This window comes from Ruminiclostridium herbifermentans (genome assembly GCF_005473905.2).
Classification (GTDB): Bacteria; Bacillota; Clostridia; order Acetivibrionales; family DSM-1351; genus Ruminiclostridium; species Ruminiclostridium herbifermentans.
Genome location: NZ_CP061336.1, coordinates 755073 through 767936 on the forward strand (window position 1 = coordinate 755073; position 12864 = coordinate 767936).

Genomic DNA, 12864 nt, shown 5'->3' on the forward strand with positions numbered 1-12864 from the left:
CCTTAAAAAAGCAATAAAATGCTTTTTTAAGGATTTATAAGAGTTCACTGATTTTCCATATCATTAATATTCATTTGTCGTGTATGAATGGTATGGCTCCATTCTTTGTTGTCCTTTTCTAAAAAACCTTGTATGGTAATAGGTACCCATGTGAGGCAGTAAAATGGATAAATTATAAAACCCAGAAGTGTCTTTATATTGAATTTTTTTTCTGCCAAAATTATTAAAGGACCATAAAACATTTGAAATATCCCCATGACATACCATACCTCTACAGGAAAGACATACTGAATACAGAAAAGAGGAAACTCCGGATATACAGTTTGAATCCACAGCATTAATGTCATTAAACCTATAAATATAAATCTTATAGGCTGAAACAGATATAGTGCACAATCAAGGGATACAAGATCTCCTTGTGAAAATGCCTGTTTGAATAGTGGAGAAAGATATTTGCTTGCACAATCTGCATGACCCTGCATCCAACGCTTACGCTGTTTCCAAGACTGTTTTAAGGTTAATGGCTTTTCGTCGTAAACCACTGCTTTATGTGCCCATGAAATTTTGATTCCGTTTAATGCAAGCTTCATAGTGTATTCAAGATCTTCTGTTAAACAAGTAGCACCCCATTTGAGTTTTTTCAAAACATCGGTATCTATACAAAAACCAGTTCCGCAAAGGCTGCAACTTAGCTTTAGATAGTACCTGGGCAACTGAAAAATACGGTTTGACAGCCAAAAGGCAATGGAATATGAACATGTAATCCAGCTGTCATAAGGATTTTTGCTGTCTATATAGCCTTGAACAACTTTATGCCCTTTGCAAAGCTGCTTATTCATTTCTAAAAGAAAGTTTGTTGAAACAAGATTATCAGCATCAAAAATAGCAATTGCATCGTATTGACGATCCATTTTAAAGATTCTTTCAAACATCCATTCTAATGCATGGCCTTTTCCTTTTTGCGATTCATTTTCACGGATATGTACCTGTGCACCTAGAGATTGAGCTATTTTAGCGGTGTTATCAGTACAGTTATCAGCAATTACAAATATATCATATAAATGGCGAGGGTAACGTAATTTCAATAGACTATCAATAATGTTGCTAATCACTAATTCCTCATTATGTGCAGCAATAACAAGAGCAAAGCTTTTTTCAGGAGCTATTTCATCACCATCTATTTCTTTTCTTTTTATCCATCCAAAGATAGATATTCCGGCAAAATAACAGCCTGCCACAAAAATAACTATCTGAATAATCTCACTTATATAAAAACTGATATAATAAAGTATTGTTTGCATGAAATCCTCCAATTAATAATTTGAACTGCTTATATTAATTTGCATTTAAAATGTAATCAAATTTTAATAACCATATTTACTGCTATGGAGACAAACTCGCAAATATAATTTTTAACGTTAAGCCACTATTTATGCAGTTTGATTTATAAGCAGTGATTTTAAATATTGCTTTTTATATTAAAAACAAGATAGTATTAATAGTTTGCTCTAAAAATGGAAAAATATTTATGCTATAATAAACTTATGCTAATTTGATTTGTACCGAGGCAAGAAATATCCTTCACTTTTAAAAGTTATTAATACAGCTTTAATTTTAAGTCGATAAGAGCATCTCTAGCCTCAATGAATACCGCTGAATTTATTGGATATTTTTTGTAATCATTACAATCCAAAAATCATTTTAAGTTCAGAGGATATAAAGTTTTAAAATTGAAACTTCATTATTAAATGACTGCATTTAGACGTTGTAACTAAGTATAACAAGGTAGTTAATACTTTTAGTAGTTTTTAATTAAAATACGGTATAATGCATGATTATAATATATGTACTAATTTTAATTCCAATAGAGTATATATTAGTTTTTAGCTGTTATAATTATTTAAAGCTATATAAATGCTTATTCCGCAGTATTAAACTTCATGGAGGTAATAATGCAAAAATCATATTACAATAATGCAATTGTTGGCAATTCTTCAATGCTGGTTTGTTTAAGTGAAAAAAGTGAATTGCTTAGATTATTTTGGCCTAATATTGATTATTTACAGCAATTTGACAAGATGCTATGCGGTATCTTTATAAAAAACAGAAATGGAAGCACAGTGTGGCTAAATGATCAACGCTGTGAGCATCATCAGGAATATTTACAGGATTCTAACATAGTTAAAAGTACTATAACAAATGCTGCTGATGGTTATCAGGTTATATTGTATGATTTTGTTCACCCTGATAGGGATGTGCTGGTAAGGAGATTTGAAATAAAAAATATATCAAATGAGCAAAAGGAATTGGGATTTGTTACTTTTTCAGCTGCAACTAGTGCTGATACTGACATCGCATGTTCGTTGTTTGATTTTAACAATGAGGCTTTAATCCATTACAGGTGCAATAATTATATATCTATATTTTCAGACAATCCTGCTATGCAGTTTCAAATTGGTAACAATGCAAATGAGGCTGCTGTAAATACATACCTTTTTGGCAAGGACGATATTGGTATGATGAAGGATGCTGCAGTTTCATGGGATATGGGCAGGTTTGCAAAAAATGAAACTAAGTATTTTAATCTTTATATTACTGCAAGTTCTAATTTAAAATCAGCTAAAAATGTTATAAAAGAAGTAAGAAAAATTGGTGCTTTAACTATTTTCAATGAAACTGAGCAATATTGGAAGGAATTTTTACACAAGGCAAAGTCATTAAAATCAGGAAACGATAGGTTGGATATTTTGTATAAGAGGTCATTATTGGTATTTAAGCTGATGTATGATAAAAAAAGCGGAGGGTTATTAGCAGCCCCTGAAGTTGATGAATATTTTACAAAGTGTGGTAGATATGCATATTGTTGGGGAAGGGATGCTGCTTTTATAACAGGGGCACTGGATATAGCTGGGCTAAATGATTGTGTTGACCATTTCTATAAATGGGCCGTTAGTATACAAGACGAAGATGGCAGCTGGCAGCAACGTTATCATATGGATGGAAATTTAGCACCTTGTTGGGGATTGCAGATAGATGAAACAGGAACATTGCTATGGGGGATGCTTAACCACTATAATTATGTAAAAAAAATAGAGTTTTTACAATTTGTATGGAATAGTGTGGTGGCTGGTGCTGAATTTTTAATTAAATTTATAGATGGAGATACTGGATTACCAAAGCCTAGCTTTGATTTGTGGGAAGAAAGATTTGGAGAACATGCGTATTCATCTGCAGCAGTATATGCAGGACTTAAATCGGCTGTAGAAATTGCTAAAATTTTGGGTAAATCAGATAAGCAGTATGTCAAGTGGGATGAGCATGCAAAAAATATTAAGCAAGCAATTATTAAGTACTTTTGGAAAGAGGATTATAAGCGATTTATCAGAAGTGTCAGAGTAAAATTAAATGGATGGGGACCTGAACCTTCTCAAAATACAACAATGATTGAAATAAATCCAAAGGGTTATATGAGAGATGTGACGTTAGAGGATTGGAAGGTTGATGTAAGCTTAGTGGGATTAAGTATTCCATTTGATGTATTTGATGCCAATGATGTTATGATTAAGGATACTGTTTTACTAATTGAACAGGTATTAACCTCGGAGGGAATTGGAGGAATAAAGAGATACGAAAATGACTCATATATTGGTGGGAATCCTTGGGTGCTTACTACGCTATGGGTTGCTTTATATCATACAAAAACAGGCAACTATGCAAAAGCAAAGGAATATTTGTATTGGGCTGCCGACTCAAAAACGGAAATGGGCTTACTGCCTGAACAGCGTAACAAATATACTGGAAAGCCCGATTGGGTAATACCTCTTACATGGTCTCATGCAATGTATGTCCATGTGTTTTCAGAACTTATAAAGGCGGGAGTTTTATAAAATTAAAATTATTAACTTTTTGGAATGAATAAACTGAGTTGTACTTAGTTTTGTTCTACTTATTCAAGAGTTAGACATATTAAAAATATAGGAGTTGTTAATTATAAAAACTAAAACTGTGTTCAAATGCAGTAACTGTGGTTATGAAGCTTCCAAATGGGTAGGTTGCTGTCCCGACTGCAACAAATGGAATACACTAGAAGAAAAAACTGTAGAAGCTAAAAAGAATAAAGCTTCCTCAGCCAGAACTGTTAAAAAGATTGCCCCATTAAATGAAATAAAGGCCACAAACAGTGATCGTATACTTACTGGAATAAATGAGTTTAACAGAGTAATGGGGGGAGGAATAGTAAGGGATTCCATTACTATTATTACTGCGAAGCCTGGGGCTGGTAAGTCTACACTTTTATTGCAGGTGGCAGGAGACGTTGCTGCAAAGGGCTATAAGGTGCTTTATGCTTCTGGAGAAGAAAGTGAAAGTCAGATTAAAAACAGGGCAGACAGGCTATTTAATAAAATTGAAAAAGGAGTCTGGGTATATTCAGATAACAGCATGGATAATGTACTAGAAGTTGTCAGACAGATTGATCCGGATTTGGTGATAGTAGATAGTATACAAACCTTTGTTCTTGAGGAATTCCCTGGTTCTAGAGCAGGTTCACCCACTCAAACTATGGAATGTGCAAATGAATTGCTCAAGCTTGCAAAAGACCCTTTAAAGCCAAGGGCAGTATTCTTGGTTGGGCAAATGAATAAAAGTGAGGAAATAGCAGGGTTACGTGCTTTGGAACATCTTGTAGATGCTGTTTTGATATTAGATGGTGAAAATGAAGAGGAATTGAGAGGGCTTTCTGTATCTAAAAACAGATTTGGGAGTACATGGGAGAGAGGTTATTTTTCAATGACTGAAAATGGCCTTGTATCAATTGACAATCCTTCAGAGTATTTTATGACAAGCAGAGACGAAAATGAAAGAGTTTCAGGAAGTGCATTAACAGTTGTTAAGGATGGTTCCCGACCAATTATTGTAGAAATAGAGAGCTTAGTATCAAAGACATTTACGCCTTATCCATCCAGAATAGGTGAATGTGTTCGACGAGAACAGCTAAGTACTTTGATATCAATTCTTGAACAGAGAGGTAAAGTATCTCTTTACGATAAGGATGTGGTTATTAAAACCACAGGAGGTCTTAAATTAAAAGAACAAACAGTTAATTTAGCCATTATAATGAGTATAGTCTCATCAGTACTTGACAAGGAAATACCAAATGATACAGCCTTTATTGCTGATGTGGGATTAACAGGTGAACTAAAAAAGGTTCCTTCATTAGAACTTAGAATAAGAGAACTTGACAGAAGAGGTTTTAAAAGAGTCTATGTGGCTCCAAATGCCATCGTGCGTACTTTGGATACTAAAAATATTGAAGTGATAGAGTTGAAACTTCTTCAGGATGTTATAAGACATGTTTTTAATAAAGGATAAATAACATAATTGCAAATTCAAATAGATTTAGGAGGGTTGCAAAATGCTCAAAAAGAGTGAATTGATAAGTGAAATGGTCAAATACTATGCAGGAGACATAAAGAGAATTAATCATTTTATGAAAGTATATAGCTTTGCCAAAACAATAGGAGAGATGGAAGGATTGGACAATGAAAAACAGGATATATTGGAAGTGGCAGCTATTGTACATGATATAGGCATAAAAGTCAGTGAGCAGAAGTATAATTCTAGTGCGGGAAAATACCAAGAACTAGAAGGGCCTCCAATTGCAAAGAAGCTGCTTGAGAGACTTGAATTTGATGATTTGCTTGTAGATAGAGTTTGTTTTCTTGTAGGGCATCATCATACATATACTGCTATTGATGATATTGATTTTCAAATTCTTGTTGAAGCTGATTTTTTAATTAACGTACATGAAGATGAAATATCAAAAGATTCGGTATTATCTTTAAAAGATAAATATTTTAAAACAAAAACAGGTAAAAACTATTTGGACTTGATGTATCTGAATGAGGATAATTTAGAAATTAAATAAATTGAAATATTAAAAATGAGCTAGACAAATAAAAATTGACTAGCTCTGTTTGTTATCAGCATTAGTAATCTTATACTTCAAATAGTATATTGTTGGAAAAAATTGAAAATTTCACCTCAAGTTATATTTTCCAAGCATACGTATTCTATCGTTTTCCTTAAGAATAATATCATATAGGTTTAAATCAAGTGCATTGCAAATGGATGCTAAATAAAATACATTTCTTCCGATATCTCTTTCAATAGCATCTCTGCAATTTTCACATAAGGTGCCTTCGATATGGCTTTCTACAGAATTTTTCATTTCGTCAAAACTAGCATCATCAGGGATTTCCTGTTTATGTGCTGATATAGTCATGCAACCGCACTGTGTAACAGTCTTTATAATTGCCCTATTAACTCTAGAATTTGAATCCTGATATTTCGTAATCAAATCAAGTATACTTTTATTTCTAATAAGTAATTCCTGTGCAGTGTATTGAAAATCATCAATAAGCATATCTTTCATATGATTCACCTCAGTATTTAGATGTCTAGTCTAATTATACGTTCTTACTAGAGGTTATGTCAAATAAAAACAGTGGTTTAACAAAATATAATTTCCATAAATATTATTGTGACTATTTTTTGACATTGCAAGTTCTTTGTAGTATACTAAAATTAATAGAAGTAAATACGCAGCTAATCAAACGCACTCAATGTTTTATGGTGCGTTTTAATATTATATTCATTGCATCTTTAAATAAGTCAATTTTGGTTTAAGCCTTTGCCTGTAATAGTTCAAGAATTTTGATATGCTATGTTTTGAGAACTATAATGGGTATACATAATTATTATTGTCCTTCTAAATTTAGGTAGGTTTACAAGTAGGCAAACCAAATTCTTATGCTTAAAGTGGTGGTTCTAAGTATTTAGCTTGAAAGATAGTCCGAGTGTATTTAGCGTAATTTCGAGCATTTCCACAGATAGTTTTGCCATTTTTGTGCAGAAGGTTGGTGCTTAGGCTAACTTCAAGGCTCAAGTTCGTTAGTTAGATTATTGATTTTAGTTAGGGAATATTTGACTTTTGATCAACATATAGAGGTTCAAAATGAAACAATATTACTTAGGCTTAGTAGATAATAAGAGAATATTTGACTTTAGTTCAACATATTAAGGTTCAAAATGAAACAATATGACTAGGTTTAGTACGTAATATTTGTATTTTTGATTATATTTCACAAAAGAAAATATTAGAATATTGCTGGTGTTGTTATCACACCTTACAATAACTCGATTGTTAAATAGGTATAAAGATTTTCATTACGGCTTGATTTTTTTTTAACAAATAAAGTTGAAGGTTAGCGCCATAGCTTAAATGCTTTACAATAAATAAAGGCGTGGAGTTTTTCCTCCTGCAGCATATTTGTTTTTTCAAAAGAAAGCAGTGTGGATGTTCTCCATAAAGTGTTTCACCAATTTTGTGTCGAAAGTGAGTGTGGAGGTTACTATGTATAATGTAGGAGATAAAATAGTATATCCTATGCATGGTGCAGGCATTATTGAGTCTATTGAAGAAAAAGAGATTCTAGGAAAGATTTGTAGCTATTATGTTATGAAAATTCCAATCGGTGACTTAAAAGTAATGATACCAACTAATAACGTTAATGAAATTGGAATACGTGATGTTATTAGCATTTCTGAAGCTGACAAGGTCTTTAAAGTCTTTAAAAATGAACCTCATGAATTATCTTCCAATTGGAATAAGCGTTATAGGGAAAATATGACTAAGATAAAAAGTGGCAATATATTTGAAGTTGCTGATGTTGTCGGATGTCTTATGCAGCGAGATAGAACTAAAGGATTGTCTACAGGTGAAAGAAAAATGTTAAGCAGTGCTAAGCAGATATTAATAAGCGAGTTAGTTCTTGCAAAAGGATTAAATCAGCATGAGGTTGAGGACAAGATTCAAGAATACCTTTATGCTGACTAAAACTTTTGAAGGAGAGATAGCGTGTTAAATAGAATAATAAAAGCTTCTTTTTCTATTTTGGGAGCAGTTACTGGCTATAGCATTTTAAGAACAATTTTTAATAATAATAGTATAAATGTTAGTGAGAGTATTCGAATTTCTATATTCGTAATATTTTCATTGTTTTTTTGTGCAGTATTTTATTTTATTTCTGCAAAAATTATTGAATTTTTGGGCGGTTTTATTGACAAATTTGAAAGCCGAATACAAAATATAACTCTTTCTGAATTGCTTATATGTGCTATTGGGCTTATCTTGGGCCTAATTGTGGCCAATTTAATAAGTATACCAATTTTGAAGATTGAGATACTAGGAGTAACCTTTGCGGTTTTAATTAATATATTATTAGGATTTGCTGGTGTGGCTCTGGCTCTAAGGAAGAAAAATGATATTTTTTCGGATTTCTTTAAGGATTCTAAAAGCCCTTCAAAATCAACTTCTTTGGGACAATCAAAGCTTCTAGATACTAGCACAATAATTGATGGCAGGATATTGGATATATATTCTACTGGATTTGTGGATGGACACATTATTATTCCTTCTTTTGTGCTTGAAGAACTTAGACATATTGCAGATTCTACTGACAGCACAAGAAGGGCAAGAGGTAGAAGGGGCCTTGACATATTGAATTTACTCCAAAAGGATAATAATTATGTGGTGAGAATAGCAGATTTGGATTATAAGGATATTCAAGAGGTAGATGAAATGCTGTTAAAGGCCTCACTAGAACTAAAATGCAAGTTAGTTACTACAGACTACAACCTCAGTAAGGTGGCAAGGCTGAGAGGTATTGAGGTTTTAAATATTAATGATTTGGCAAATGCAGTTAAGCCAGTTGCTTTACCAGGTGAAGAAATGAATGTCCAAATTATTAAAGCTGGTAAGGAAGCTGGACAAGGTGTAGCTTTTCTTGATGATGGGACTATGATTGTTGTTGAGGATGGAAAGAAGTATGTAGGTGAAGCAATCCAAGTAATTGTAACAAGCGTTCTTCAGACTTCAGCAGGAAGATTAATTTTTGCAAAGCCTGATAAGTAATACTATTTTTATATGCAAAGAATGTAGTAATTAAATAAAAAATTAAACTAGTGGAGGTTAGAAGCAAAATTGGGTTTAAATAAAGAAGCTGGTTTAGTAAGTAATGAAATAACTGAGAAGGCAACAGCAATAATTACAGCGGCTGGAAAAGGAACAAGAATGAATTCCGATATCAATAAACAGTATATTGATATTGCTGGAATACCTGTTTTGGCTAGAACAATTGCCGTATTTGAAAATTGTGAAGCTATTTCTGATATTATTGTAGTGGTAAATGAAGCTGACATTGAGTATTGCAGACATAATATTATAAAACGATATAATTTTTCAAAGGTTAAAGAATTAATTAGTGGTGGTTCTGAACGTCAAAATTCAGTATATAAAGGTTTATGTGCTACTGATGAGAGCAGGAAAATTGTGTTGATTCATGATGGCGCAAGACCCTTTGTTTCTCAAAAGAACATTATTGATTGTATATCAGCTGCAAAAGAATACGGCGCATGTGGAGTAGGTGTCAGGCTTAAAGACACTATAAAAATATGTGACCAAAATGGATTTGTGACAACTACTCCTGACAGAAGCAGCCTATGGAGCATTCAGACGCCTCAAGCTTTTACATATGACATTATAATGAATGCACATAAAGTGGCAATTCAAAGTGGTTATATTGGTACGGATGATTTAGTTTTAGTAGAGAGACAGGGAATACAAGTTAAAATTATTGAAGGCAGCTACAAGAATATAAAAATTACTACACCTGAGGATTTAATTATAGGTGAGTCAATTGCAAGAAGCAATAAGGATGCTTAATAATTATTAATTCAACAAATATATAGCTTTAAAAAACTGGTGCAAGTCTGATTCTTTAGATGAACATGACATGCACCAGTAATTATTTATGAATAAATCTAGCTTTTTCATTGAGATACACCTTCTTTCAATAGCCTTGCAAACTCTCTTGTAAATTCATCTGCATTAGAATTGTTTTTTGCTGATGTAATAAAATTTTTCTACAGTTCGTAAAAATTTACATTGAATTTAGGTATTATAATGCTGTTACACAACAAAAGGCCTGGATACCTTTTCCTTGACCAAAAGCAGTAAGCCCTTCACCTGTAGTGGCCGTAATTCCAACGCTATTTTCAGGAAGACCCAGTAATTCGCCAATCACTTTCTGCATTTCAGCTATTTTAGGGGATATTTTAGGATATGAACACTCTATGGTAATTGAAACATGTACAATTTTTATATTGTCCAGATATTTCAGTGCTTCCAAAACATAGGCTGAACTATCTGTAATTCCATTCTCTAAGCACATTTTATCAGCTATTTCACCTAAAATATTAACACCTGTAACTCCTGAAATAGCATTAGTTAGAGCATGAAGAACAACATCTGCGTCACTGTTTCCTGCGAGAGGTGTTACACCATCAAATACTACTCCACCAAGAATGAATTTTTTCTGAGTATTATTTAAATCAAATTTATGACTATCTTGTCCTATTCCAACTTTCATAAGTTTATCTCCACTTTTTAATGATAATGTTTTTAACAGTTAATTTTCTATAAATATTACAATAATTATATTATACATGGTATAACTCTTCAAGTGCATAAAAATTGCCCAATTGAGTCAATTATTAGATATAAAGATATTGATTAATAGTACGTAGGCTTTCCTGTATATTTAAAAGACTTAACTATGATATTATTAATAAGTTTTTATATCAATAATATTAACATAACTTTTTGTGTTAATTTAACTTAGTTAAGTTTTATTTTTTATGTTAGATATTTGGGTAATATATTTCTCAAAAAGCTAATAAATATGAAAAACATGTCAATACTAAAAGCATATGGGTTTTATCTATGATTTGTTATTGTACATTAATAACGATTTCTGGATTAAAACTATGTAAATTAGTATTTTAACTTATTGCTTAATATTTAATATTTTTGTGTGCTAATGAGGAGTGAGAGGATTCTATGATAAAAAGGAGATTATTGTCTGCAACATTACTTATTTTGGTTACATTATTTACTGTAATTCCGATGGGAACAGGTCAGTTCAAGGTTGAGGCATCTGAAGCCTATAAAAGCATGGAACTTACACCTGGTGTAGTTACTGCATCAAATGTAAATTTACGTACTGGTCCTGCAACTACTTTTGATATTATATGTAAACTCAAAAAAAATCAGGATATTACTATTATTGGGAAGATGGGGGATTGGTATGCTGTTTATGTTGGTTCAAGCGGCAATGTAGGAGCAATTACATCTCAATATGTCAAGGTTAAAGAGGTAAAGGAAACAACAAGTAAAACCAATACAAAAACTGCTTCAGCTACCCCTGCAAAAGCCGTAAATACTGTGACTGCTGATGCAGCAAAGGTTAAGGATATTTCAGCTGATGAACAGGCATTGCTGGATTTGATAAATAATGAGAGAAAGAAACAGGGTTTAGCAGCATTAGAGTTTGATGCTGATCTAGTAAATATAGCAAGATTAAAGGCTAAGGATATGAAAGATAATAATTATTTTAGCCATACATCAAAATTCTATGGCTCACCTTTTGATATGATGAAAAAGTATAATATTAAATTTAGTGCTGCAGGTGAAAATATAGCTGGAAATCAGACAATTGAAAAGGCTGTAAAGGCTTGGACAAATGAGAGCGGAAATAATCTTTATAATAAAAAGTTTACACATACAGGAATTGGAATTGTAGACAGCCCAACATACGGAAAGATATTTGTACAGATGTTTATAAAGAAAACGTAACAGTTATCACACCAGATCTTAATTCAGTAAGTATAGATTCACATATGAAGTTTGAGTAAAAACACAATTTAAAAAGTGCTTGAATCTAACGACAATAGTTTCAAGCACTTAATTTATTACTTTATTAATTCAATTTTCCAAGTTTAAAAATCATAGGTGTTAAACTTATCAATAGAAAGTTGGATTTATTAAGTTATATTTATTTCTTTTGATTTTTAATTATGTCTTCTAAATCAAAAGGCGGAGCGATTGAAATTGTTTTATTCTTCAAATAATCAAGGTGTTTTGCTGGACTTGTAAAAGCAAAAGTAAGCTTATTAGCACAAAGCATTTGATATTTTGCGTTGTACCTTCTGTTTTCAGCATTTTTACCATACTTACCATCACCAATTATTGGATGACCATAAAATGCAAGATGTGCACGAATTTGATGAGTTCTGCCTGTAATGAGCTCTACTTCTAGCAGACTTAGGTCATCTAATGACTTAATTACGTTATATCTAGTAACAATTTTAACTGATTCTTTGGACTTTTTATTTGAAATAAAGACTTTACTGATCTTCTTGTTTTTTTCTAGGTAGTCAGTAAGTTCAGCTTGTTTCTTTTCCATAACGCCCGAGACAATGCAATTATAATATTTTTGTACTTCTCTGTGCTTTATTTTATTGAGCATGATATCCAGTGTTGCCTGATTTTTTGCAAGTATAACCAAGCCACTGGTGTTTCTGTCTAGTCTGTGACATAATGCAATTTCAGGGCCATATTGTTTTTGAAGCTTATCTATAAGAGTAGCTTCTTTTTGATTATTATCGGGATGTACAGGTACACCTTGAGCTTTATTTACTATCAAGAGATTATTATCTTCAAAAACAACATTATAGCCCTCATCACTTTTTCCAAACAGGAAATCATCGATTATATAAATGTCAATTTTATCTCCGCTTGATACTACATAGTCTTCTTTTACTCGAACACCATTTACCTTAATATCTTTTTTTCGTAGTGCTTTGAACAACATGCCTGAGGCTAAGTTGGGGAAAAAATCCCTTATAACTTTTTCTATCTTTTTACTATCGTGTTTATTTTCTGCAATTACTGTTCTCATTATA

11 protein-coding genes are annotated in these 12864 nt (G+C 32.2%); 7 read left to right on the top strand and 4 right to left on the bottom strand.

Translation table 11 applies throughout. The features are described from left to right. Positions 1–44: 44 nt before the first annotated feature. Positions 45–1301 (bottom strand): glycosyltransferase family 2 protein, encoded by a 1257-nt coding sequence (locus EHE19_RS03220; protein WP_137697584.1) that lies wholly within the window; start codon positions 1299–1301, stop codon positions 45–47. 651 nt (positions 1302–1952) lie between these two features. Between EHE19_RS03220 and EHE19_RS03225 the strand changes: the two genes are divergently transcribed. The 3 genes from EHE19_RS03225 to EHE19_RS03235 all read left to right on the top strand — a co-directional run bounded on the left by EHE19_RS03225 (position 1953) and on the right by EHE19_RS03235 (position 5926). Beyond that, positions 1953–3887, top strand: a complete 1935-nt coding sequence (locus tag EHE19_RS03225; RefSeq protein WP_137697585.1) for a glycoside hydrolase family 15 protein — start codon at positions 1953–1955, stop codon at positions 3885–3887. Between the two features lie 103 nt (positions 3888–3990). Beyond that, positions 3991–5370, top strand: coding sequence for a DNA repair protein RadA (radA, locus tag EHE19_RS03230; protein WP_171003571.1), 1380 nt, complete (start codon positions 3991–3993; stop codon positions 5368–5370). Positions 5371–5413: 43 nt separating this feature from the next. After that, positions 5414–5926 (top strand): HD domain-containing protein, encoded by a 513-nt coding sequence (locus EHE19_RS03235; protein WP_137697587.1) that lies wholly within the window; start codon positions 5414–5416, stop codon positions 5924–5926. A 111-nt stretch (positions 5927–6037) separates the two neighbouring features. On the opposite strand, the gene EHE19_RS03240 is transcribed toward EHE19_RS03235, so the two are convergent. Continuing rightward, complete coding sequence (locus EHE19_RS03240; RefSeq protein WP_137697588.1) at positions 6038–6433, bottom strand: DUF1573 domain-containing protein; 396 nt, start codon at positions 6431–6433, stop codon at positions 6038–6040. A 981-nt stretch (positions 6434–7414) separates the two neighbouring features. Here EHE19_RS03240 and EHE19_RS03245 point away from each other — a divergent pair. From EHE19_RS03245 to ispD, 3 genes are all read left to right on the top strand, one after another. Further along, a complete protein-coding gene (locus EHE19_RS03245) occupies positions 7415–7897 on the top strand; it encodes a CarD family transcriptional regulator (RefSeq protein ID WP_137697589.1) in 483 nt (160 codons plus the stop codon). 21 nt (positions 7898–7918) lie between these two features. Continuing rightward, entirely contained in the window at positions 7919–8974 is a 1056-nt protein-coding gene (locus EHE19_RS03250; RefSeq protein ID WP_137697590.1) for a PIN/TRAM domain-containing protein, read from the top strand. 69 nt (positions 8975–9043) lie between these two features. Further along, the gene (gene ispD, locus EHE19_RS03255; RefSeq protein WP_280513961.1) at positions 9044–9784 is read left to right on the top strand and encodes a 2-C-methyl-D-erythritol 4-phosphate cytidylyltransferase; all 741 of its coding nucleotides are present in this window, start codon (positions 9044–9046) and stop codon (positions 9782–9784) included. Positions 9785–10019: 235 nt separating this feature from the next. Here the strand turns inward: ispD and ispF are convergent, their stop codons facing one another. Further along, complete coding sequence (gene ispF / locus EHE19_RS03260) at positions 10020–10490, bottom strand: 2-C-methyl-D-erythritol 2,4-cyclodiphosphate synthase (protein WP_137697591.1); 471 nt, start codon at positions 10488–10490, stop codon at positions 10020–10022. Between the two features lie 470 nt (positions 10491–10960). On the opposite strand from ispF, the gene EHE19_RS03265 reads away from it, so the two are divergent. Then, on the top strand, positions 10961–11755 hold the full coding sequence (locus EHE19_RS03265) for a CAP domain-containing protein (RefSeq protein ID WP_137697592.1): 795 nt from the start codon (positions 10961–10963) through the stop codon (positions 11753–11755). Between the two features lie 199 nt (positions 11756–11954). Here EHE19_RS03265 and EHE19_RS03270 read toward each other — a convergent pair whose 3' ends face one another. Next, positions 11955–12860 carry an RluA family pseudouridine synthase gene (locus EHE19_RS03270; RefSeq protein ID WP_137697593.1) on the bottom strand — a complete coding sequence of 302 codons (906 nt, stop codon included), beginning with the start codon at positions 12858–12860 and terminating at the stop codon, positions 11955–11957. Positions 12861–12864 lie beyond the last annotated feature (4 nt).

Bases quoted from the DNA above. Each gene is read 5' to 3' on its own strand.
- ispF (WP_137697591.1), bottom strand. From the start codon at position 10,490: ATGAAAGTTGGAATAGGACAAGATAGTCATAAATTTGATTTAAATAAT.
- EHE19_RS03240 (WP_137697588.1), bottom strand. From the start codon at position 6,433: ATGAAAGATATGCTTATTGATGATTTTCAATACACTGCACAGGAATTA.
- EHE19_RS03265 (WP_137697592.1), top strand. From the start codon at position 10,961: ATGATAAAAAGGAGATTATTGTCTGCAACATTACTTATTTTGGTTACA.
- EHE19_RS03220 (WP_137697584.1), bottom strand. From the start codon at position 1,301: ATGCAAACAATACTTTATTATATCAGTTTTTATATAAGTGAGATTATT.
- EHE19_RS03235 (WP_137697587.1), top strand. From the start codon at position 5,414: ATGCTCAAAAAGAGTGAATTGATAAGTGAAATGGTCAAATACTATGCA.
- EHE19_RS03245 (WP_137697589.1), top strand. From the start codon at position 7,415: ATGTATAATGTAGGAGATAAAATAGTATATCCTATGCATGGTGCAGGC.
- EHE19_RS03270 (WP_137697593.1), bottom strand. From the start codon at position 12,860: ATGAGAACAGTAATTGCAGAAAATAAACACGATAGTAAAAAGATAGAA.
- EHE19_RS03225 (WP_137697585.1), top strand. From the start codon at position 1,953: ATGCAAAAATCATATTACAATAATGCAATTGTTGGCAATTCTTCAATG.